Origin of the sequence: Enterococcus sp. DIV0800 (genome assembly GCF_050559735.1) — a bacterium.
GTDB lineage: Bacteria > Bacillota > Bacilli > Lactobacillales > Enterococcaceae > Enterococcus_A > Enterococcus_A devriesei.
Map to the genome: position 1 here is coordinate 281,945 of NZ_CP187898.1, position 23,829 is coordinate 305,773.

At 35.8% G+C, this 23,829-nt stretch carries 17 protein-coding genes; 12 read left to right on the top strand and 5 right to left on the bottom strand.

Annotated features, from left to right (window positions below; translation table 11 throughout):
- Nucleotides 1-72: 72 nt before the first annotated feature.
- The 3 genes from nrdE (at nt 73) to nrdF (ending at nt 4,352) form a co-directional block, all read left to right on the top strand.
- Nucleotides 73-2,229 (top strand): class 1b ribonucleoside-diphosphate reductase subunit alpha, encoded by a 2,157-nt coding sequence (gene nrdE / locus IGI54_RS01370; protein WP_430620933.1) that lies wholly within the window; start codon nt 73-75, stop codon nt 2,227-2,229.
- Between the two features lie 9 nt (nt 2,230-2,238).
- Nucleotides 2,239-3,192, top strand: a complete 954-nt coding sequence (locus tag IGI54_RS01375; RefSeq protein WP_430620934.1) for a ribonucleotide-diphosphate reductase subunit beta — start codon at nt 2,239-2,241, stop codon at nt 3,190-3,192.
- Nucleotides 3,193-3,401: 209 nt separating this feature from the next.
- Entirely contained in the window at nt 3,402-4,352 is a 951-nt protein-coding gene (gene nrdF, locus IGI54_RS01380; protein ID WP_430620935.1) for a class 1b ribonucleoside-diphosphate reductase subunit beta, read from the top strand.
- 483 nt (nt 4,353-4,835) lie between these two features.
- Here nrdF and IGI54_RS01385 read toward each other — a convergent pair whose 3' ends face one another.
- The 3 genes from IGI54_RS01385 to IGI54_RS01395 are packed head-to-tail and all read right to left on the bottom strand — an operon-like array spanning nt 4,836 to nt 6,097.
- Nucleotides 4,836-5,201 (bottom strand): hypothetical protein, encoded by a 366-nt coding sequence (locus tag IGI54_RS01385; protein WP_430620936.1) that lies wholly within the window; start codon nt 5,199-5,201, stop codon nt 4,836-4,838.
- A 14-nt stretch (nt 5,202-5,215) separates the two neighbouring features.
- Nucleotides 5,216-5,593: a hypothetical protein gene (locus IGI54_RS01390; protein WP_430620937.1), complete on the bottom strand. Its 378-nt coding sequence runs from the start codon at nt 5,591-5,593 to the stop codon at nt 5,216-5,218.
- A 21-nt stretch (nt 5,594-5,614) separates the two neighbouring features.
- A complete protein-coding gene (locus IGI54_RS01395) occupies nt 5,615-6,097 on the bottom strand; it encodes an RrF2 family transcriptional regulator (RefSeq protein ID WP_430620938.1) in 483 nt (160 codons plus the stop codon).
- Between the two features lie 422 nt (nt 6,098-6,519).
- On the opposite strand from IGI54_RS01395, the gene IGI54_RS01400 reads away from it, so the two are divergent.
- The 9 genes from IGI54_RS01400 to IGI54_RS01440 all read left to right on the top strand — a co-directional run bounded on the left by IGI54_RS01400 (nt 6,520) and on the right by IGI54_RS01440 (nt 20,518).
- Complete coding sequence (locus IGI54_RS01400; RefSeq protein WP_430620939.1) at nt 6,520-6,645, top strand: DUF960 family protein; 126 nt, start codon at nt 6,520-6,522, stop codon at nt 6,643-6,645.
- Nucleotides 6,642-6,866, top strand: coding sequence for a hypothetical protein (locus tag IGI54_RS01405; RefSeq protein ID WP_430620940.1), 225 nt, complete (start codon nt 6,642-6,644; stop codon nt 6,864-6,866). The genes IGI54_RS01400 and IGI54_RS01405 overlap by 4 nt, the downstream gene beginning before the upstream one ends.
- A 50-nt stretch (nt 6,867-6,916) precedes the next feature.
- Nucleotides 6,917-7,126 (top strand): JAB domain-containing protein, encoded by a 210-nt coding sequence (locus IGI54_RS01410; RefSeq protein ID WP_430621466.1) that lies wholly within the window; start codon nt 6,917-6,919, stop codon nt 7,124-7,126.
- A gap of 252 nt (nt 7,127-7,378) precedes the next feature.
- Entirely contained in the window at nt 7,379-7,531 is a 153-nt protein-coding gene (locus tag IGI54_RS01415; RefSeq protein ID WP_430620941.1) for a hypothetical protein, read from the top strand.
- A 936-nt stretch (nt 7,532-8,467) separates the two neighbouring features.
- A complete protein-coding gene (locus IGI54_RS01420) occupies nt 8,468-10,150 on the top strand; it encodes a SpaH/EbpB family LPXTG-anchored major pilin (RefSeq protein ID WP_430620942.1) in 1,683 nt (560 codons plus the stop codon).
- Between the two features lie 77 nt (nt 10,151-10,227).
- Nucleotides 10,228-11,058: a class C sortase gene (locus IGI54_RS01425; protein ID WP_430620943.1), complete on the top strand. Its 831-nt coding sequence runs from the start codon at nt 10,228-10,230 to the stop codon at nt 11,056-11,058.
- A 35-nt stretch (nt 11,059-11,093) separates the two neighbouring features.
- Nucleotides 11,094-15,005, top strand: coding sequence for a prealbumin-like fold domain-containing protein (locus IGI54_RS01430; RefSeq protein WP_430620944.1), 3,912 nt, complete (start codon nt 11,094-11,096; stop codon nt 15,003-15,005).
- A 922-nt stretch (nt 15,006-15,927) separates the two neighbouring features.
- Nucleotides 15,928-19,485 carry a SpaA isopeptide-forming pilin-related protein gene (locus IGI54_RS01435; protein ID WP_430620945.1) on the top strand — a complete coding sequence of 1,186 codons (3,558 nt, stop codon included), beginning with the start codon at nt 15,928-15,930 and terminating at the stop codon, nt 19,483-19,485.
- A 226-nt stretch (nt 19,486-19,711) separates the two neighbouring features.
- Nucleotides 19,712-20,518 carry a TraX family protein gene (locus IGI54_RS01440; RefSeq protein ID WP_430620946.1) on the top strand — a complete coding sequence of 269 codons (807 nt, stop codon included), beginning with the start codon at nt 19,712-19,714 and terminating at the stop codon, nt 20,516-20,518.
- A gap of 258 nt (nt 20,519-20,776) precedes the next feature.
- Here IGI54_RS01440 and IGI54_RS01445 read toward each other — a convergent pair whose 3' ends face one another.
- Both IGI54_RS01445 and IGI54_RS01450 read right to left on the bottom strand, forming a co-directional pair.
- Nucleotides 20,777-21,607, bottom strand: a complete 831-nt coding sequence (locus tag IGI54_RS01445) for an alpha/beta hydrolase (RefSeq protein ID WP_430620947.1) — start codon at nt 21,605-21,607, stop codon at nt 20,777-20,779.
- Nucleotides 21,588-23,798 (bottom strand): alpha-galactosidase, encoded by a 2,211-nt coding sequence (locus IGI54_RS01450; protein WP_430620948.1) that lies wholly within the window; start codon nt 23,796-23,798, stop codon nt 21,588-21,590. Before IGI54_RS01450 ends, IGI54_RS01445 begins: the two co-directional genes overlap by 20 nt.
- Nucleotides 23,799-23,829: the final 31 nt, after the last annotated feature.

Here is a 23,829-nt window from a genome sequence, read left to right on the forward strand (position 1 = left end):
TAAATACTTAAAGAAAGGATTTATATTGGTGGGATTACCTACCCAATGATATAAACATGAGGTAAATAGAAAATGACGCAAGACTATTTCGTTCTTAATAATATGCTAAATGTCCCCATAGATGGACAAATACCCCTTCATTACGATAAAAAGGCCTTGGAAGAGTATTTGAATACAGAAATCAAAGAGAAACTAATGATATTTGAGAACTTAGAAGCAAAACTCGATTTTCTTATTACACACAACTATATTGAAGAAAGTTTATTAGATTCATATGGCAACAATAATAGAGCATTTGTAGAAGAACTCTTTAACTTTGCTTATAATTATGGTTTTAAGTTTAAGAGTTTTATGGCTGCTTATAAGTTTTATAATCAATATGCAATGAAAACAGACGACTTAAAGTTCTATTTAGAAAACTTTGAGGATCGTGTAGTTTTTAATGCACTTTATCTTGGGAATGGAGATAAAGATCTGGCTTTTAGACTTCTAGAAGAATTACTTTCACAACGTTACCAACCAGCAACACCTACGTTCTTAAATGCGGGTAAGAAAAGAAGGGGTGAAATGGTTTCGTGTTTTCTTATTGATGTTAATGATTCTATGCTATCTATTGGACGAAATCTCAACTCTGCACTACAACTTTCTAGGATTGGGGGAGGTGTGGGGGTCAATCTCTCAAACCTACGCGCAATGGGAGCCCCAATTAAAGAAATCACTAATGCTTCTTCAGGAGTCCTACCAGTTATAAAGCTACTTGAAGATTCTTTTTCTTATAGTAACCAACTTGGTCAGCGCAACGGAGCTGGTGTCGTTTATCTTAATGTCTTTCATCAAGATATTCTTGATTTCCTATCGACGAAAAAGGAAAATGCAGATGAAAAAATTCGTGTTAAAACCTTATCATTAGGTCTGATCGTACCAGATAAGTATTACGAGTTACTTAAAACTAATCAACCAATGTATTTATTTAATCCTTATCATGTTGAACGCGCTTATGGTGTCCCATTCTCTTATGTTGATCTAACAAAAGAGTACGACAATATAGTGGCAAATAATAACATTGAAAAGACTGTAATTAATGCTCGTGAGTTAGAGCAGGAAATTTCAAGATTGCAACAAGAATCAGGCTATCCATATATTTTGAATATCGATACTGCTAATCGTACTAATCCTGTAAAGGGGAAAATAATTATGAGTAATCTTTGCTCAGAAATTCTTCAACCTCAAGAACCCTCTATATTAAATACAGATTTAAGCTATAAACAGGTAGGTACGGATATTTCTTGTAATCTTGGTTCTATGAATATGGTAAGTCTCATGAATTCAAATCATTTTGATAAATCTATTGAATATGCAGTACGAGCTCTTACGACTGTCACAGATCAAGTTAACATCGAGGAAGCACCCACGATTTCAAAGGGAAATTCTTTATATCACACGATTGGTTTAGGTGCGATGGGTCTCCATACTGTTCTAGCATTGAATGGTCTTGATTATGAATCTGAAGAGGCTCAAGAATTTGTAGATGCTTTCTTTTTAGCTATGAATTATTACACATTGAAAACAAGCCATCAAATTGCAGTGGAGAGAAGAGAAACTTTTCATGATTTTGAATTCTCTCGATATGCTGATGGTACTTATTTTGATAAATATTTAGATAAAGACTTTAAATTTCAGTTTAGTAAAGTAGCTGGAATTTTTAAATCAATTTCATTGCCTACCGTTAGTGATTGGAATCAATTAAAAGAAGATATTATGAGGGATGGCCTTTATCATCGTAATAGACTGGCCATTGCTCCAAATGGTTCTATTTCATATATTAACGAAACAAGCGCGTCACTTCACCCAATTACTCAGTTAATTGAAAATCGTCAGGAGAAGAAGGTAGGGTCAATTTTCTATCCTGCTCCGTATTTATCAAACAAAACACTTAGATACTACAAAACTGCCTATAATATGGATCAACGAAAAATTATTGATATTTACGCAAAAGCACAAAAGCATATTGATCAAGGGATGAGCTTAACACTCTTCATGCGTTCAGTATTACCATCGGGAATTTATGAGTGGAAAAGTCCTGGAAATTCAAAATTAACAACTCGTGATTTAAATCGCCTTCGTAATTATGCTTGGACTAAAGGGATTAAATCACTTTACTATGTACGTACTTACACTGAGGATGATGAATTTAACAGTGTTAATAATTGTGAATCTTGTATGATTTAAGGAGATACTATGTCAAATAATTATTTGTATTATAAAGCAATTAATTGGAATGTCATTGAAGATGAATTGGATAATGTTGTATGGGAGAAAGCAACTTCCCTTTTTTGGTTAGATACACGTATCCCTATTGAAGATGATAAAGAAAAATGGGAAAGACTACATTTGCAAGAGTGGGAACAGCTTAATCGTTTATTAATTCTACTAACTAATCTTTCCACTTATCAATCTATTGAATCAGGACAGATTATTCGAAATAGTGAACGTTCACAACAAGAAATTGCGATTTTAAATAATCTTCAGTTTACAGAAATGATTAACACAAAGGCCTACAATCGAATTTTATGTGTCTTTAACCGAGATATTAATCTTCAGGAAGAATTTAATTGGGTTGATAATGAGCCACATGTAAGAAAATATCTAGAAAAAATTGATGAAATCTATCAAGGAACCGATCCAATTAAAAAGCGTTTTATAGCAATGTGTGTAGAAGGCCTTTTAAATTATGCTTATCTAGCATATCTTTTTGAATTATGGATAGATAAGTATTTTGTTAATCTTGGTAGTATGTTAGAGATGATTGTTAGAAATGAGTCGCTACATTGTTATTATCTTAATCATAAAGTGAAAATCCTTTTAAAAGAAGCTAGTCCTGAACAAACTGAGAGCTTTAAAGATTGGGCAATTAATGTTATTGATTATTTTGTAAATTCAGCAATCCATTTAATCAATGACTTTTATAACATAGAAAATAGTAAAAAAATAGCTATAAATCTAATAAAACAAGAAGCTAATAATATTTTTACTGGTGTAGGTATTGATAGAAATTACCAATTTGATGATGAGATATTAATAAATATAAATAAGCATCTGAATGAGTTGCGCAAGCATAATTTGTCTGCTCATAGCTATAAAAATACCGTGAATGCAGAAGAATTGATGGATGAGTCTGATTACAATTTTTAAGTAAAGATATTTCTTAAGATAAATAGTGCATTTTGTAAAATGGTTATTGCTTCAGAACTTGGAATTGCCAATAGTTGGTATCGGTCAAGTATGCAATATAGATTGGCAAATAAAAAATAGTTATATACTACTTTGGAAATTTATAAAAAGGGATTTAAGGTAAGAATTAGTCTATAACAACAGAATATCAAATAATGAGAGGTGCGAATATGTTATACAAAACAATGAATTGGCAACTTGTTGAAGATGAGCTAGATGAGTATGTTTGGGATAAAGCAACTGCTCAGTTTTGGTTAGACACTAGGGTACCTATTTCTAATGATTTATTAGACTGGAAGAAGCTTTCAGATATGGAAAAAAAGGTTGTAAAAAAAGCCGTAGGCGGACTTGCTTTATTAGATACATTACAGTCAGAAGAAGGTTTGTATGCATTAAAGAAAAGTGCTAGAACTCAAAAAGAAAGAGCTGTACTGACTGACTTTACTTTCATGGAATCTATTCATGCTAAAACTTATGGGACTATTTTAATTTCCCTTAATACATTTAAGGATATTGAAGAAATTTATGATTGGATGAATAATGATTCAAGAATGCAATTTAAAGCAAAAAAAATTAATGAGATTTATCAGAACGGAACATCTATGCAGATCAAGGTGGCTAGTGTCTTCTTAGAAGGAGTTTTATATTACAGTAATTTCTTCATCCCACTTTGGTATCGTGGTCAAAATAAATTAGCAAATTTAGCTGAGCTTATTAAGCTAGTTATCCGAGATGAATCGGTTCATGGAACCTATCTTGGTTATAAATTTCGCCAAGATTTTGAAGAATTACCATTAGAAGAAAAAGAGAATTTTACAAATTGGATGTATGCTTTGTTGGAAGAGCTTCTTGAGAATGAATTTGCTTACACTGAAGAAGTATATTCTGAAATTGGTTTAGTAGAGGATATCAAAACATTTGTAAAATATAATGCTAATAAATCTCTTCAAAATATGGGATTTAGTATTTATTTTGAGGATGCTCTAGTGAATGATGTAAATCCAATCGTTATGAATGGAATTTCCATTGAAACTGCAAATCATGATTTCTTTTCTCAGGTAGGAGCAGGGTATCTAATGGGTGAAGCAGAAGAAATGTCTGAAGATGATTATGAATTTTAGCAAAGGTAGGCGTTTATCATGTGGAATATAAGAATATCAAAAGATTCTTTCTCAACCAAGTAAACTTAGACATCTGAATATGGAATAAATGAGATACACAAGCTATTGATACTTTTATGAAGCGATTAGAAAGGAACTAAAAGTTCTTGTAACATATAAAGTCCCTTTAATTAGTAGCTGTTTTTGATAAATTGTAGAATAGTTGCTTATACATCAAATGAGCCATTTTTCTTTGAAATGTAAAGGAAGGATTTAAAGAAACAAATTCAATATATAAGAATAGCCCAATCATCCATTGATACTACCCCTTAACTAGGACAAAAAACGAATTTACTCCTAGTTAGGGGATTTAATTTAAAAAAACTACCCTTCATAAAAAAAGAGCAGCTCTTAAAATCTTTAAATATTTTACTGCACTATTGACGGGGTGCGCACAACATTTTATTGATTGGGTTTATTAGTAATTTTGAGAATTTTTGACACTCACAATAATTTATTGATCTTTTCTAATTCATTGATTTGTTCAGAATAATCGTCTGATAGTTTTTTTAAATCTGAATCGATCTCCCAAAGTGTATTAAACAACTCCTGATTATCATTGAAAGTAAAAACTATTCCTATATACCTTTTAAAATTTTTGTACTCATTTATCTTTACCATTTCAATTTCATTATGTACCATTTTTTGTTCTAAAGCAGTTTTTGCTAGTCTCAATCCAATACGTTGTAATTTATTTTTAATTCGTCTAGCTTTATTTCTTTCAGTAATAATAGGTAAGAATAGAGCCACAATTAATGCGACTGTTTCCGCAATTCCTTCGACCCATTCGGCAAGACTTCCTGTTTCCATTTTTCTCCTCCTTACTAATCACTATACTTAGACTCTAATCTTTGAAGCAACGTTCTAAGTGCTTGATTGAAATACTCCGCATCAGTTTGCTTGAGCAATAAATCAGTAATCTCTTCAGAGATTTGTATTAGCTCCTCATCATCACTAATAATCATTAACATTGAATTGAAGCTTTCAAATTGTTTGTATGAATCTAGATTTGTAACATCATCTATAGAGTCTTTCAAGTCATTTTCTATTTCTCTTACTAAGGCATATTCTCTACGAGCTAAACGATTGATTGAAGCTTTTTTTCGCTTTCTTTCGCGTACAATTGGAAAAGTAATTGCTCCAATAATAGCTATTACTTTAGAAATCCCTGCAACCCATTCTGCTAAATTGCCGCTTTCCATAAAATAATCCCCTTCCAATAATTACTTGTTATTTTGTAAATACTGCCGCCAATCAATTTTCAATAATTCCCCTTCACTATCTTTTGGAACAATCTCCTCAATAGAATGTTTTTTTAGAATATTGAGGTATGTTTCCTCTGCTTCATTCAAAATATCTACTGTTAAATTTCCGTATTGATGAACTAATTCATTTGATAAAAACATTGAATGAAAGATGTCTGTTTTTAGATTTCCTAAAAAACTTTTCTTCGTTTCAACAGCTCTAAATACGTCGTAAAATGAAATATTTTTAACTTCTTTATTTAAGGAATAGCCACCTTTTTTTGAAGCTTCTGATTTAATAATACCCCCGGTATTTAATTTCTTTGCTATTTTTTGTAAATAAGAATGGGAGACTCCCATTCTTTGACTTATTTCTGAAGCTTTCAAATAAGAATCATCTGGTAATTCTGCTAGCATTACTAATACTGCAATAGCTTGAATAAATGCGTTACTGAGTTTCAAAATGATACATCCTTTCTTCATTCAATCACTTAGTTCAACTTTTGACGAAACCATTTCATATATGTATCCACAGATATACATAAACTATAGACCATAGTGCATAGACTTTCAATTAAGAACTGTTGATATTGTTTTTTTTTATCTTGAATTGTCAAATCAAGTGCAACACTCTATTTCGTGTATGTAAAGAGAGCTAGAGAAAATAATTAATTAGTGAATACTCCATCAAGTTGCTCTTATAGACTTGATGGAGTTCTATTTATCTTTTTCATTTTTTACTTAAAATAATAAGCACAATTACTAATTTTATGATACACAACAAATAGAACCAATTTGGTATATAAATATATAGTATTACCATGCAGCTCAATCATCTTAATTTGATGATTGGATCATTTTTGTGTTTAAAGGAGGAATAAGCAATGTTACATACCAAAGAAAATCGCTACATCACTAAAGAGGTAAATGAACAAGTACCACAGGTAATGCAGTTACGTTGCTGGCAGTTGATTGACGAAAAAATAATCGAAAGAAGGTCTCAACAATGACAAAACAACCACCGAAATATGAACCTAAGAAGCGAGTGAATATTGTGTCTTTACAAATGGTAAAGGAGTCTACACTTTTGTATGGACCAAGGAGAATTACTAGTACACATCTAGCATATGAATTTTTTGCACCATTTTTAAAAGACAAAGATCGAGAGCATCTTATAATAGCTGGTTTAAATATTAAAAAGGAATCAACTTTCATTAATATCGCCATATAGGAACTGTCAACCAAGCAATCGCTGTTCCGAGAGATATTTTAAAACCAGCAATATTAGCGAATTCTTCCAGCATTATTATTGTCCATTGTCATCCAAGCGGAGATACTACGGCTTCATTACAAGACATCCAATTTACTATGAATTTGATAAATGCGTGTAAAACGGTTCAAATTCAATTGGTGGACCATCTAATTCTCGGGTGTTCAACAGATAAGTATAGTTCCTCAAGGGAACAAGGTCACATCAATGACGAGAATTAACCTCAATGACTGATTATGAGTCATTGGGGTTTTTATTTTGTAGAAGGGAATGATTGGAGAAATGATGGATGAAGCGATCGACATATTGAGAATACAAGTAGGAATAACAACACAAGAAACTGATGGGGGATTTGAATCTGTTACGGCTGAAAAGAAGAACTTGATCCAGCGATTAATAAAGATAATTTTCCAGCATTAGTGATGACTCATTTGTATCTATTTATAGGTCATACAAGGAACAAGGGTTATGTAGTGTACTTCATCACAGACATTACGAGTCATTTTAAGTTGGTCCGTGGGCTGTTAGTGGGTGGAAATCTTTTTTTGCATCGAAATGGTGCTTCAAATGAAATGGTTCAAACTAGTAGCGAAAATCGTGACAGCAGTGATAGTGACATTGATTAACGCACAAATTATTTAAGAAGGGTGGAAAATCACATGATAAAAAGAGCGTCATAACTACGCACTCAGATGGTATGAATGTAACGGGCTTTTTATATTTGAATTGTAAGAAAGTTACTATCTCTTTTAATTTCATCATGATGATCAGCGAAAGAAAATTAATATTTTGCGCTTTTTATAATTGTTTATCCAACTGTTAATAAATAAGCAGTTAATATTTTTTTAGGGAAGTGCATTAAAAAAAGGAAAGACGATGCAATTTTTATGCTATTTAGGTAAAGAATCTAAATGATTACTAACAAAGTAATTTCAGGAAACCTTTTAAGTTCTTGAATGGTTTCACCTTATAGGAAGCAAACTAGCGTTAGCCAAGATTAAAAATTAATCAGTTGAATGATTTTTATTAAAAATAAGCTATAAATAGAACATTAGGTTTTGTTAATGTAGGCATCATTAATTGTTTTATCCGTATGATAAATAACAAATATACTATGAAAATAATTGTTAAAACTAGAATTAAAAATAAAGTATTTATACAGTAAAATAAAATGACAAATGTAATGTAAGAGTTAAATCATACTCTTCGACAAAATTCAGTATTATGTTTTCTTTTTTTGATATATTTTTACTTTTTTTTGATATTTATTCCAACAAAATACTTGTTATTAAATTCGGATTAAATTATAATATAATTGATAATTAGTTCTAACTAAATTACAAAAATATTAAGCTTAGATGGGTTAATTGTTAGTGATGTTTTTTAGTAATAAGTAAAGAATAAATTCACGGCAATGAAATTTAGTTAACGAGGTGATTCTTTTAGTGAATTAGACTGAACATGGCTGGGAATTTTTTGTAGTCAATTTATGAACTCTTTGTCATGTAGTTAATTAACCCCAAAAATAAGGTAGCCAATAGCTAGAAAGAGAGATGAAAAAAATGAAAAAGAAATTGAAGAAAATTATCGCGCTGTTGTTTGTTGGATTTACACTAGTTGCTGGCGGACTGCAAGGAATCGCCGAAGATACAACGCAACCTCAACCTCGACCAGAAAAAGGAAACTTAATTATTCATAAGCATTGGGCAGATGATAAAACACCGATTGGTAATGAAGGCGATGGTACAGAGATTTCAAATCCAGGGATTTCGAATCCCGCGATTAAAGGGGTCCAATTTGATGTCTGGCTGTTGACTCCAGGTAGTGGAGCACCTACAATCCCGCCATCAGATAAGGATGGCTGGACTTATTCACGAACGGGTACTAGTTTAACTGTTTCAAAGGCTGGTACGAATTATACGTATACTTTGTCTTTAGAGGAATCTGATGCAGGTGAAAATGGAAAAACGAATGAAAATGGCCTTCTACAATATTCTGACTTAGCTGCTGGTTATTATTATGTCGAAGAAAACCTAGCGGCATCGTCTGGTCATCAAGTTCAAGGGACAGGAAACGAGGATAAAAAAATTGCTTCTGGAGCACGCCCTTTTATTGTAGCGGTCCCGATGACTACTCCTGATGGATCAGGGTGGAATACGAATGTCCATGTCTATCCTAAAAATGAAGGATTAAATCCAGAAAAAACACCAGATAAAGAGACGATCATGGTAGGGGACACTGTAAAGTGGACGATTAGTGCCAATGTGCCATCGGATTTTGAGACATATAGTAGGTTCGAAGTGACAGATATATTGGATGCACGCTTAGATTATGCCGGTGATAGTTTTGTAAAAGTTACAGGTACCGATAGTGGTGATGTAACAAAAGTAACGTTAACTGCGGTTGATGATTATAGTATTTCATATACGGGTGCTGACCGAACATTAAAAATCAGTCTAACTGCAGAAGGTATTGCAAAACTCGCGACTACCCCTGATGTGACAAAACTCGCGATCAGTTTTGATACGAAGGTCAATGGTAATATTAATAATGGTGAAGATGATGAAAACATCATCGAGAATGATGCGACAATTGAATTTGAAAATGAACACGGGACAGACAGTGACCAAACTCCCAAATCAGAAGTTTGGACAGGTGAGATCAAGGTAGATAAAACTTATACTGGTGATGTAGCGGACTTAACAGGTCGGGCGGAATTCCAACTAGCAGCAACAGCTGATGATGCTGGAAAGGCTAAATACCTCAAGGTTGTTTTGGACAAAACTAATAGCTATATCGTAGCGATTTTAGAACCAGGTGGGTCATTCACAGATATGGAGGGAACGACTACATCTTATGCAGACGCGAAAGATTGGGTAATGGTTCCAAATACCGCCGGCCTGAAGCCGGCACCAAATTATGGCTTAGACGGAAACACATTCTATGTGCCGTCGTTTGAAGGTTTGCGTGCTTGGGATGACAAGACAACTAGTACTTCTTATTGGTTAGTGGAAACGAAAACGGCAGAAGGGTATAACTTGTTAGATGAACCTGAAAAGATCACCTTTGTGAAAGGCGGAGCTTCTGAAAAATATGTTATAACCAAACCAATTGAGAACTCGCGTGGCTTTACGTTACCTAAAACAGGTGGTGTGGGCATGCTGTTCTTGACCGTTATTGGAATTGTGTTAGTAGGATTGGCGATTATCTTTAACTTAAACAGAAAAAAAGAGGCACATAAATAGGCAAGAAACACGTTGAAGGGTCGAGGGGGAATTTTACCTCGGCCTTTATTACATAACGAAGGAAATGGAGTGAAAGAATGAAACGAAAACTATTGACGCTCATTCTTTTAATCACAGGATTTGGAATTGTAGGATACCCGCACATTAGTAACTATCTGAATCAACAAAATAGCACAAAAACATTGGACAACTATCAGCAGTCAGTTGACCAACTGAGTAAAGAAGAGATAGCTCAAGAATGGCGAAAAGCGGAAGTCTATAATGATAATCTGACTGGCCAACCCGCCCATGATCCTTTTATTCCGGGATCAGGGATTGCGATGCCGCAAAATTATTATAAAGTGTTAAATATTGAAGGAACGATGGGGAAGATTGAAATCCCCAAAATTTCAGTTAAATTACCGATTTATCATGGGACCAGTGATAAAGTTCTAAAAAAAGCGGTTGGACATTTAGAAGGGTCTACGATGCCTGTTGGTGGTGCGGGAACACATGCTGTTTTAACGGGACATACGGGTCTTACTAACGCAAGACTATTTACTGATTTAACCGAACTCAAAACAGGAGATCAATTTTATATCACGGTCTTAAAGAAAACATTGGCGTATCAAGTCGATCAAATTACCGTTATTGAACCAGAACAAACCGAACATTTGCGAACCTATAAAGGAAAAGACTATGTAACGCTTATGACTTGTACACCTTATGGCGTGAATTCTCATCGATTATTGGTTCGGGGAAAGAGAGTTCCTTATCGACCAAGCCAAAAACAAAAGGCTCAAAAAGTTGGGTTGACTGAGGAACAGAAAATACTAATTTTGGCAGCAGTGATTACATCAGTACTCATGTTGATACTAATATTGCTAACAATTTTACGCAATCGTCGATCAGAGAAATTGCATAAATGAAATTACGCTGCATGATAGAAAGGAAGGTGTGTATGATGAGGTGGGACTGGATTAAATGTACTAAGTTATTTAGTTTCTTGCTGATTGTGCTATTACTGCTTCAACTTGTACCGCCGATCGTGCAAGCACAGCAACAACTATCGAATGAAACAACGACGGCTGAATCAACTAGTGAACAAACGGGAAATACAATTGAACGATCAAATGAATCAGTTGTTAGCAGTGACACAGATGAACAGCAGACAAATAGCATAACTGTACCAAGCACAGAAAAAGAAACAACCTCCACAAAAGAGAGTCAGGAGAAGGCATCACCACAGCAGCGAGCAGGTAAACAGAAGGCTTCACAGGACATATCGCAATTCGTGACTGTCAATGATTGGTCTATCTATCAAGATGTCAATCAACCACTGTCTCAAACTACACCTGCTAAATCTGGTGAAAATTATACCTTCGATTTTACTTGGTCATTATCAGGCTTATCAGGGTTACAAGCAGGCGATGAGTTTAAACTTAAGTTGCCAGAAAATGAGAACTGGGGTTTTTGGTCGGTTGTCTCTAGTACACCAGTAAATTTTACAGCTAAAGTAAAAATTGATGGCATAGAAAAAGATGTGATTCTTGGTCAGTGGCATTGGCAGGGGATTAGTGCGACTGAATACGCTATCGTAGTCGAGTTTGGAGCAGGAGTTGAAACAACAGGACTCGACATTACTTCCATTACGGGAGTAAAGTTTACAATTCCAGGTTCTTTGAAAAATCAAACTGTTATTGGGGAAGATAAAATTCAACAGGTGACCTTTGGTGATATCGCGAAAACTATCAAGTTTGAAAAGTTGAATGAGGAACCGAATAAAGGTTATGAATTCAAATACTCACCCAATCAATCAAACAATAATATTATTTATGATATCAATGTTAACTTGGCGAATGCAGTTGAATTAGGGGGAGATTATGTCAATTGGGATGATAATCCAACCGGTTTTTATTTAGATGGCAGTTATCGTAACTATTGGGGAGAAAAGATATCAAAGTTGGATTCTCAGATGTACGTGGAAGATCAATTAGATCCACAGGTAGTTGTCAACAGTTTAGATATTTCAGCCTTGACTTATCGACCGATTCAAATGGATGCGGATATTCATAATCAGCAAAAGGGCGGAATAACAGATGGGTATGCTGTCTATCGCTCTTATGTCTTAAAAGATAATGGTCTTGGTCCAGTTTATCGAGAGGCAGGTGGAGCTGGGGATGTTCAGCTACCTAAAAGTGAGTATTCATTTACCAAATTGGAACAGGAAAACATGTCAAAAACAGAGTTTCGTCAAGCAATCCAGACGGCTCCATATCAATACGGTATCTATGAGGAAAAGATCAATAATCAGCCCGTTCGTACCATTATGATTAATTTTGGAAATGTATCGGAAAAAAATAATCGGATTCCTACTTTGAGTCAAATGACGGATACACAATATGCAGCAGGTGCGCGGACGATTACACGGAAATCTAATAATACCAATGTACAAGTACCAGAGTTCGCCGTAAAAGCGGCTGATTTTTGTATTCGTAATAATCTAAATTCAGAGGATCAACGTGAATGGCTGGAGGATTATTTTACATTGGTCTATGGTGATTCCAACGCAGTGGGCGGTCAAGCCCTTACGTATAATATCTCGATGAATTTGGGTTATCGACCAGAAGATATTCAGTATGATGATAAGGGAGATCCAATAGCAAAACAAAATACGGCTCATCTCTGGTATAAATATGAAGATGGGGGCTTACGCACAGAATTTGAAGAAGGGACTACATTTCCGGTCAAGGCGGAAGGAACCGTAAAAAACCCTTATGGTGAAATTGCGATCAATGCAAGTACGGCTCGGCTAGTCAAGCTAGACCAAGATACGTATGAACCAATGAATGACGTTGCCTTCAGACTTGAAAAGAAGACAAGTAATAATCAGTGGAACACGGTGGGCACATATACAACAGCAGATTATAGGGAATTAAAAGGTGTTATTCAAACGGGTGTTTTAGAGGATGGGACGTATCGTTTCGTCGAGACCTCCACTCCCGAAGGTTATGATAAAACCCTTTCAGTAAATTATGATAAAGTTTTGAAAGAAGTAGTTTCCGAGGAATTTAAGATTTCTGCTAGTAGTAACGGACAAATAGTTTATGTCTATAATAAAAAGAAAGCCCAAGCCCAGTATCGCGTACAACATTGGGTTCAAAGTGAAGGAACGGGAGAAGACCAGTCTGATTTCTCTCTCCGCTTGGAAGAGTCAAAGGTGGGATTTGTGGGAGAAACAGTGGAAGGTGTACCCAAAAATTTTGTTGGATACCAGTACAAAGACATTGGTGGAATGACTGTAAAATCAGGAGAAGTCACGACAGCTTCTGATGGTACGTTGGTCTTGAAACTTTATTATGTCAAGGACAATGAAGCCATTCCTTTCACTATCAACAAATTGGATGCCTTCAATCAGCCAATGCCTTCAGTGGATGATCTGGGGGAACCCTTGGCACAAGGGGCTGCTTTGTTCGATGTTTATTTATTGGTGGACTGGCCATCTAATGGTGGTCCGGTTGATATGAGTCCTCCATCAGCTTATGATAGCAAAGATAAGAAATACAATGGTGCTTATTGGCAGCGAATGACTACCGATGAGAATCCTGTTGAGACTGACGCTTTAGGTCGAATTCGAATGGATGTTCCATTGGAAGAGAATGGAAATCCGAGAACTTTTGCGTTGGTGGAAAGAACAGTCACATATCCTCATTACGAGCAGTTGTCGGAAAATAAAGTTTGGTGGGTCTTATGGACAGGGAACGGTAATAATACTCCGCTGGGGAAATTCTCTGGTATCCATACTGTATCAGTAACGGGGAATTATTCCGACACGGGCTTTGGTGTTGATCAAAGTGATAAGAGCCAGGAACTTTATATCAGAAATCGTTTAACATCACTGGCTGAGCATTTTAAAGTTTATAAATATGATGAGGATAAAAAAACGGCTTTAAAGAGTGTTTCCAATGGTCCAAATGTTAACTTTGGGTTGTACAGCTACCTTGGTGGTAGTGATCTATCCGGGTTGAAGGTAAAACCCGGTAGTGCTGGCAGTGATGCGTATTGGAACAAATTGGGGGATTATTGGGGCGAGGATGATGCCAGTATTAAATTGTTCAATGTTCAAGCTTCAAAAGACGATGCATATTATGCATTAGTTGAGCAAAATAATTATCATCCAGGGTATCAATTGCCGACAGGACACTGGACCTTTAAATCTACAGCCAATAATGAAAAGGGCTATCATTTAGCTGATTTTAATTATCATGGAACGGATGATCCGGGTCTGATCATGCCGGACGACCCTGATAATCCTGAACCAGGCCAGTACGTCTTGCTAAATCAAAAGAAGAGTATCGATTTTTCATTCTGGAAAATTAATCCAGAAGAAGAACGTCTTGCTTTAGCACAATTTGAACTCTATCAAATTGATCCAGAAAATCCTGATGGTGATCAAGATCCTACGAAACCCAATACAAGATGGAAACTATTGGATCAGTCAGTGAGCCAAGACGGCGGAACAAATCACGGAAAGGTAACTTTTCCCAATTTAAAAGCAGGAGAGTACCTCTTGTTCGAAAAAAAAGCTCCTGAAGGGTATGAGTTACCAGGCGGTTGGTGGACATTTACGGCTGATCCAACAGGTACGACCGCGCAAGACCAAATAAAAAATCTAACTGGTCATGGAGACTATCAACCAGCGTTTTCAATAAACGCCAGTGATGAGGTCCCTCACAGCGTCCAAAACTTTCGTAAAATGACGATTCCAAGATCCGGGAGAGCCGGTTTGATTCTGCCGACAGTATTGGGGATCGTCATAGTGGGATTAGGTATTTTGACCGCTATGTATAAACCTAGGAAATCAAAATTAGACTAATAATTCGTGTTAATTTCCAAAAAAAGTTTCATCAATAGGGTTGAAAGCTCAATAGTATAACTTGATGGATTTGAAATGAATAAGTAAAGAAAAACTTTTAGGAGTACTATAAGAAGCCGTTCAGTTGGCAGATGACGTTTCTTGAAACTACCTTGTTTTTGCAGAACATAACGTATCGAAAAGACATCAAATATTTTGCCAATATCGCTTATTTACGATACCTGAACCATGCCATAGATGATGATATGTCAAAAAGCTCGTTGCTTATGCGACGAGCTTTTTGGTTTGATAGGAAAAAGCAATATCTGTTACGCATAAAATATATTTAAAATTATAAATTCAGCCTTTTTACTAACACTATTTTTTTAATAATAATTAGTATCCATTGGAATAATCAATAATACAATAATTTTTTTAATGAAATAATGGTCTCATTAGGATTGATGAAATTAGCCAGCAGCTTAGCTTAATGAACCAGTGGGTAAGACAAAACTCCATCGTTCAGCAAATGGCCGATAAAAGAAGAGAGTAAGAGAAGAGGATGGGTCATTTTATTACGACGACCGAGAAACCCTATTTGAAGTTTTTAAGCAAGTAGTGATGCTTTCATTTGATCTATTAATGAGTCTATTTCCACATAAAAAAATGAAACTATGAATATAAATCGATGGAACTTTGGGTGGATTAGTTATTTTTTGTTTTATCAAAAAGAATAAACTACTTTAAAAATGCGTTAGAAAAGAATACATGTTATTTAAAAAATTTTGGATTGTTTTTACCATTATTTCAATCTTTTTTACATGCATAAAAAAATCAAAAGAACTAAAAAAAACTTTTTATTTTGAACAGTTTGAAAGCGTAATACTAATTATTTGTAAGTTATTTATTAAAAGTCTATACTCCCACAAAAGGAGGAATAGCCATGAAGAAAAAATATGAAAAGTTAGGCTATTTATTTTTTGTTGGGATGTTGATGCTACCGTTTATCTTCCAAAGTTTGAAAGCGATTCAAGTTTATGCGGCAGAAAAAACATTGGAAATATCTGTGGATGTCCCGCCTAAAAAAGTAGGAGATCAAGGAAAAATAATCATTAAGACAGATAATCCGGATCAGACAATTGTCACCGTTACACCAGAAAGGGGGATGACCCTTACTAAAGAAATCAGCGATGAAAATGTACTTACTTATGATTTTCAAGTATTAAAAGTTGGTTCGTATCAAATCAATGCTAAAAACAAGGTAACCAATCAAGAAACAGAAGATAAGTTTGAAATTGTTGAACGCGATGAAGCGGTTAAACAACCAGAGCTTACAGGGAATGGGGAGGTTAGCTCTTCAACGACGCCAACAAACACAACAGCGCTAAAAAGTAGTGATTCTAATGAAAACTCACGACAAGCAGTTGAAACGACGAATTCTTCATCTCGCGATGAAATCATCCCAAAGGCAGCGGACAGTAAAAAGGGAAAAAATGGAGATATGGAAGCCAAAGGGGCGGTTGTTCACCCACTATCGCCAGATAATCAGACGAAGCTTGGTGATCTTTGGGATTATAACGCATACTTGACAGGGCAGCACTCTGCAAATATGGCAGATACTGAAGGTGCGCTTGCTGTGAAAGGTGATAGTGTTTTTCCTACTGATTTACAGACGTTTACTTATGGAGCTTCTTTCAGAGAAAATAATACAACGATTGGTGATCCGATTCGAGATGATCAATTTGTCAATTTGCTGATCGGAGGAAAAATAGATAATCGTGCTACAAGTGATTGGGTCAAGCCGGTTGTAGAGAATCGAACAACGAATGGTCAAACACAAGGCTGGCTTGTAGGACGTAATAGCATGCCAGATTGGATTTATAAAAACTTGGGAGAATGGTTTTCAGCAGTTGCTTACAAGGCAGACGATGAGATCATAGAAGGTGCATTTTCTCACTTGCAGGCACAAGAAGACCAATTGGCTGGTAAACTGGATCAATTGACTATGAAGTTGGGACAGGTTGTTTTCGAAAACTCGACATTGAAATTATCTGTATCTGCTGATGACCCACAAGTTCTAATTTTGAGTGTAAAGAGCGGACAGACTCCTTTAGAAATTAAAACGTTAACAATTCCGGATGAATATTTGAACGATAGTAAATATAAGCAGATTATCGTGTCTTCTATGGCTGAAAAAGTAGTGATGAATGGCACTAGTATTTCTGGTGCGGCTCAACAAGATGCCGGCACATACAGTCAGTTAGCTGGAAAATTGTCGTTCTACTTTCCAAATGCGAAAAGTATCACGAATTATTTAGAAGATGATGGAAGCTATCCGGATACGACGAAGCCTGGTATTACTGGCACCGGTGAAGACAACTATGGAAAAGACAATGGCAAAAATTATTTTCATAGTTTTACAATCGGTAGTATAATCGCGCCGAATGCGACAGTTGTTTATCATTCAGGAAGTATCAACGGCTATGTGTTTGTTAAAAATCTTCATCAACGAGATGGTATGGAGATTCATAATTTCTATAATCCATGGTTGCCAGATATCGAACACGAGAAAAATGGCGAGGTCGTTTTACACAAGCAAGACAGTGAGTCCAAAGAACCACTTGTTGGGGCCGATTTTGGGATTAGAAAGAAAGGCACTTTAAATTTTATTGATGTCCAAACAACCGGAAACGATGGGAATCTTAAATTCAGTGAACTCGATTATGGCGATTATGAGATAACCGAAACTAAGGCTCCTGCGGGCTATGAACTATCATCAGCTATATATAATGTAACGATTAATAAAGAGACACCTAGTATAATGCTTGAAGCGGAGAATAATAAAGAGAAAATTACATTGGCCGAGATAGAGATCCATAAGACAAATGCGGTGAATCATGAAAATCTACCCGGGGCTGTTTTTGGATTAAGAGGATTGCGTGAGCATGACTTCGCCAAGGGGACAACGAATGATAAAGGAATCACTGAGTTTAAAAATTTGACTCCCGGCTATTATGAGCTAGTGGAATTAACTTCACCAGATGGCTATCAAATTGATGCACATCCGCAAATTATCTATGCGAGTGCCCATGAGAAAAAAGTATCGATTGAATTAACAAACAAACCAAAAGAGGAAAAAAAAGGTAGTATCCAATTGAAAAAGATCGACGCTACAACAGGCCAACCGTTAAAGGGAGTAGAATTTGGTGTTAGAGAATTTGGTCAGCGGAATTTTATAAAGAAGAAAACAGATGATAATGGTCTGGTCACCTTCACAGACTTAAAACCAGGTGCGTTTTATACGGTTGCTGAATTGACAGCATTAGAAGATTATGAGCTTACCTCACACCCATTAATAGTAAAAGTTAGTGAAAATGGTCAAGATGTAAATATTGGAAATTGGACGAATCAAAAGCAAACCATAATTCAAAAAGGATCTCTGAAAATTGTCAAAACAGATAAAAATACGGGTCACAAGCTAGCTAATGCAACATTCGGTATTCGAGCGTTAGGACAAAAGGATTATCAAAAAGGAATCACAGATGCACAAGGAGAAATCTTCTTTGCTGGATTGGTACAAGGAATTTATGAGGTCAGGGAATTAAAAGCTCCAGCTGGTTATGAGGCGACAAATCTTGTGAAAAAGGTTAGTGTTGGGTATGATGCTCAGACACCAATTACTATTTCTAATTGGGAAAACGAACACTCTAACCTTCCACTGGGAAGTGCAAAAATCGTTAAGGTTGATCAAAATGGACATCCGTTAGGTGGCGCAGAGTTTGCAATCCGAAACGATCATGAACGAGAATTCAGTCATAAAACAGAGTCTAATGAAAACGGCGAAGCTTACTTTAATAATCTTCCTCTAGGAAAATACGAAGTGATTGAGACGAAAGCTCCAGCTGGATATCAAATTGATGGAACACTACATCATCTTATTGTAGCGAACAGTCAGACAGATACTAATACCTTAACAGTAAAAAATGAAAAGAAGACAGACAACCTTGGGCAAGTAGTACTTGAAAAAAAGGATAAGGATACATTTAAAGTTTTAGCAGGTGTTGTCTTCGACTTGGAGAAACAAGATGGTACGGTGCTCCAGACGTATAAAACTGATAAATTTGGTCGGATTTTTGTCAAAAACCTGACATTTGGTACCTATCAGTTCGTAGAAAAGAAGAGTTTATCAGGCTATGAGTTAGATCAAACGCCGATAATTTTCACGATTAATAAGGAAAATTTCACACAACTATTGACACTATCAGTAACGAATAAGCATAAAAAATCAACTACCCCAACTACGACTCCTTCTACAAAAGAAATTATGAGCGATTCTGGAGTCAGAGACTATGGTAGCGAAGTAAAAGAATATTCTAAAAAGAGATCAAACGCAGGCAACGCCTATCCACAGACAAATGATAGTGTTAATCCATGGATCACTTTCAGCGGAGTTGGACTACTGCTGGTGGCGACTTATCTAATTTATCGAAAGAGACATTGATTACTATGCTGCAAAAAAAGTGAAATTAACTATCTAATACTATATAACTTAGAAAAGACGGATTCTTAAACGGATTCCGCCTTTTCTTCTTCTTAGTCACTTGTGAATAAGCCTCACTTACAAATCTGTTAGTTGAATTTATGTTGGAAAAATGTTTTTTATTGTTAGTAGCGGCTATACTGTTGTGTGTGAAAATTATAAAATTATAAAAGGAGCTATTATTCTTATGCAAAAAGGGTTAACTGGATTTCAAATGAAAGTTCTTGGGGTTGTTACTATGGTTATTGACCATATTGCTGAATTTTTCTATTTTTTAGGAACACCGGTTTGGTTTCATTGGATTGGCCGAATTAGTGCACCGATTTTTCTATTTGAGAGTGCGGAAGGCTTTGCATATACAAGTAATCGTAAAAAATATATGTTTCGTCTATTACTAGGCTTTTGGATCATGGGAATTATCAATCTGATCCTAAATACCTATTTCAAGGTTGGCGATAGTATTGTGATTAACAATATCTTCGGTACGCTATTTTTGGGAACAGTCTTTATGCAGGCCATCGATTATCTAGGACTCGGGGCAAAAGGAAAACAAACGCGTTCGATTGGAAAGGGAATTCTTTGGCTTATCGTGCCTATCATTGTAAGTGTGCTACCATTAGTGATCATGACAACTATGGAGCATGGCAATTCGTTAGTTATACATATTTTCCAAGTATTTACCTATCTTGTGCCAACGTTGTTCATCACGGAAGGTGGGTTCCTTTTTGTCTTGTTAGCAGCTTTATTTTATCTGTTTCATGGAAAAAAAGGTCTTCAAATTGGTGCATTGCTATTGATTGCCATCATTACCCTTGTGGGTGGTAATATGCAACATCCTTTCAGCGATAATTATCAATGGATGATGATGTTCACTGCCATACCAATCATTCTATACAACGGAGAGAAAGGCCGAAGCATGCGCAGTTTTTTCTATTATTTCTATCCAGCACATATCGCGATTTTTGCCATCATCAGCTTTTTTATTCAAAAATAGATTAACACGTTTAACTTGGTAGGATTCTTCAAAATATAGAAATTCCACATGGCTTTTCTATATTACATAGTGTATTGAGTTCAAGCCGAGCAAGTTTTTACTCATCCTAAAAATTGAGGAAATTCAGCAAAATAATCGAATAGATAAGAAGAGTGGCTTTATAAAAAGTAATGACACCCAATCATCACTGACGATGATTGGGTGTCATTATTTTTTATTGATAAAGAAGAAAATAAGCAAAGATCGAATCATCTATCTTTAATTCAATCTAGAGGAAATGCTGAGGACTAATTCTAACCACGTTAATGAGAGTGACATCCACGTTGCAACAGAAGGGTTGATTTCACCTGTTCGATCTGTTGCCGAAATTTTTCTGGCTGTAGCGATTCCGTGTACCCCCATAGGATAGATATGAACTTCAAATGGAATATGATACTTATTTAATGTCTGCGCATAGTTTAAAGTGTTGGAAACCGGAACCAAGTCATCATTTGCCGTATGAAACAAAAATGTTGGAGGAGTCAAAGATCCTACTCCCAGATTAGCGTTTTGATAGAAGGGTTCACTAGGAACCCACTGTTGAAAACTTGGAGGATAGGGCGCTTTTAATGAAGCTAGCTCTAGTAGGGGATAGCCTAAAATAGATCCATTGGGTTTTATTTTATTTGGATCAAGATTATGTTTTTGTAAAAAAGTTGAATCGTTGATTATCGAGTTCATAATACCTACAACAGCACCACCGGCAGAGAACCCTGCCGTAATAATTTGGTTAGCGTTGATATGATACTCTTGCATATTTGTTCGAAAGTGCTCGATCGCAGCGAAACCACATAAGGCGGCATTGGGAAATAAAGGAACATTTTGAGTTAGTAGGTTGTAGTTTACTAAAGCTACGTTAAAGCCCTCACTTAAGTATTTTAAAGCAATAGGTTCTTGTTCTCTTTTGGAAAGAGAAGTGAAACTTCCTCCGGCGAAAATTAACATAAGGGGATTTTGCTGCTTTTGCTTACTAATCTCTGCTCTTTGATAAAATATCAGATCAAAATTAAAGCCATTTTTATTATCTAGTTTAAGCGTCTGTACGATCATTAGTTATGACTCCAATCTTCGTAAATTTTTGAACCAATGAATAAAAATCTCCGTGTTTTACTTGATTTACCCAGATGCCGAGCCGCATTAATTCAGCTCCAGAGGCCACGATATCACCATTGTCATTTTGATAAATTGCTATAGGATCTAAACCACACAATTTTAAAGGTTTAAATGCTGGTTCTGGCTGCTGTGAAGTTTGAAAATAGTAGACAAGACATTCCGTTTGATCCTTTGAAATGAATGACCATGCAGCATCATTATTTTCAAAGGGAGAAATGAGTCGAGTGAATTTGCCAAATTGAATCAGGGAACGATTATTTTTATAAAAAGCTATTTTCTCTTTCAGAATGTGTAGGTCATCCGGAGTCAATTTTGCTAGGTCTAATTCCAAGCCTAATAATCCAGAGCTTGCCACGTCGCTTCTTGTCTCAATTGGAGTAATTCGTCGAGTTTGATGGCTGGGAACATCGGCCACATGAGCCCCAATTGTTGAAAGCGGGTAAACAAGGCTAGTGCCGTATTGAATTTTGATCCGCGAGATAGGATCAGTATTATCACTTGTCCAAATTTGTGGCATATAGTACAACATTCCCGCATCAAAGCGACCACCGCCGCCAGCACAAGATTCGAACAGGATAGTCGGGAATTCTTGAGTAAGTTTCTCAAGTAAAGAATAAAGACCGAGAATATAGCGATGTGCAACTTCACCTTGTTCAGATGGATTTAATAGTTTTGAGAAGATATCAGTCATATTACGATTCATGTCCCATTTAACATAATCTACGTCAATGGATGAGAATAATTTTTTTAGTTGTTGGTAAAGATTTTCCTGAACATCTGGCCGTGATAAATCCAAAATAAATTGATCTCTTCCAGGTGAAGCCGGTCTTCCTGGAATTTGTAATACCCAATCAGGATGCTTTTTGAAAAGCTCACTATCTTCTGAAATCATTTCAGGCTCTACCCAGATACCAAATTTAAGACCTTTTTCATGAACTTCTTGGCTGAATTTTTTTAGGCCTCCAGCGATCTTATTAGGATATTCGAACCAATCACCAAGCGAAGAGCGGTCATCATCGCGATGTCCGAACCATCCATCATCCAGTACAAACATCTCAACACCAATATCTTTGGCGCGTTCCAAAATTTTGGTTAGCCGTTCATGATTAAAATCAAAAAAGGTTGCCTCCCAGTTGTTAATTAATACCGGACGATCTTCATGTCTGTACTTACTGCGAATTAAGTGGCTTTCAATAACTTCATAAAAGGTTGAAGAAAGTTCTTGTAAACCGGAATTACTATAAGTTAATAATGCTTCCGGAGCTTGAAAAGAATCTCCGGGTTTTAATTCCCAACTAAAATGTTGCTGACTTATCCCGATCTGTGCTCTGATTTGATCAAACGAATCTTTCTCAATGGTACTCTCATGGTTTCCAGAATAAATCAATAGAAACCCAAAGGCCTCGCCGCTTGTTTCCGTTGTATGAGGTCTAGTCAATGCAAAAAAGGGATTCTGGTGGTGACTTGAGGCACCTCGATTACTGGTTAGGCTAATTGTGCCAGAAGGAATGGCTGCCTTTTTTATCATCCGTTCCCTAGAGTAGCCGCCAGGAAGATGGAGTAATTCGAACTCTTCTTTAACAAAATCGACTGAAGCGCTGCTTACCTTTTCCAGTTGGATTGGTTTTGTTGAATGATTATGGAGTTGAACCGATCTGGCAATTACAGATAGATTTGGAAAAATCGTATAATTTAACTGTACGCAAACATCACTAACTTTGTCTGTTAAAAAGAGGATCAAAGTTTCAGAATCCTTCCCAAATGTTTGAGGTAGACCTTCTAAATTTGGTTTTTCATGAGTTATTTGATGACTATCATATTGTAACGACAAGGCATAGGAACCATCTTCGTTGCGAACTTGTATTGCAGGCGTGCGAAAATCGCCAGAACCAAAGCTGGGATATTCTTGTGGAAGTGTGTCCAAAGAAAAGAGCCGATTTTGAGCATGGGGTAAATTCGGAGAAAAGGAGCGATCTATTCGAGGATAACTTCTCAAGTTTGAGTAGCTTGGTAAAGATGGACCATAATAAAGATGACTTAAGGTTTCTCCTTCTTCAATTTGAATCAGATAGCTAATTTTATTATTGGATAGATGAAAAATGCGCTTTTCTTGATTAAAAGATATCATTTTTAGTTCCTCACATTCTAAAGAAAAAGCG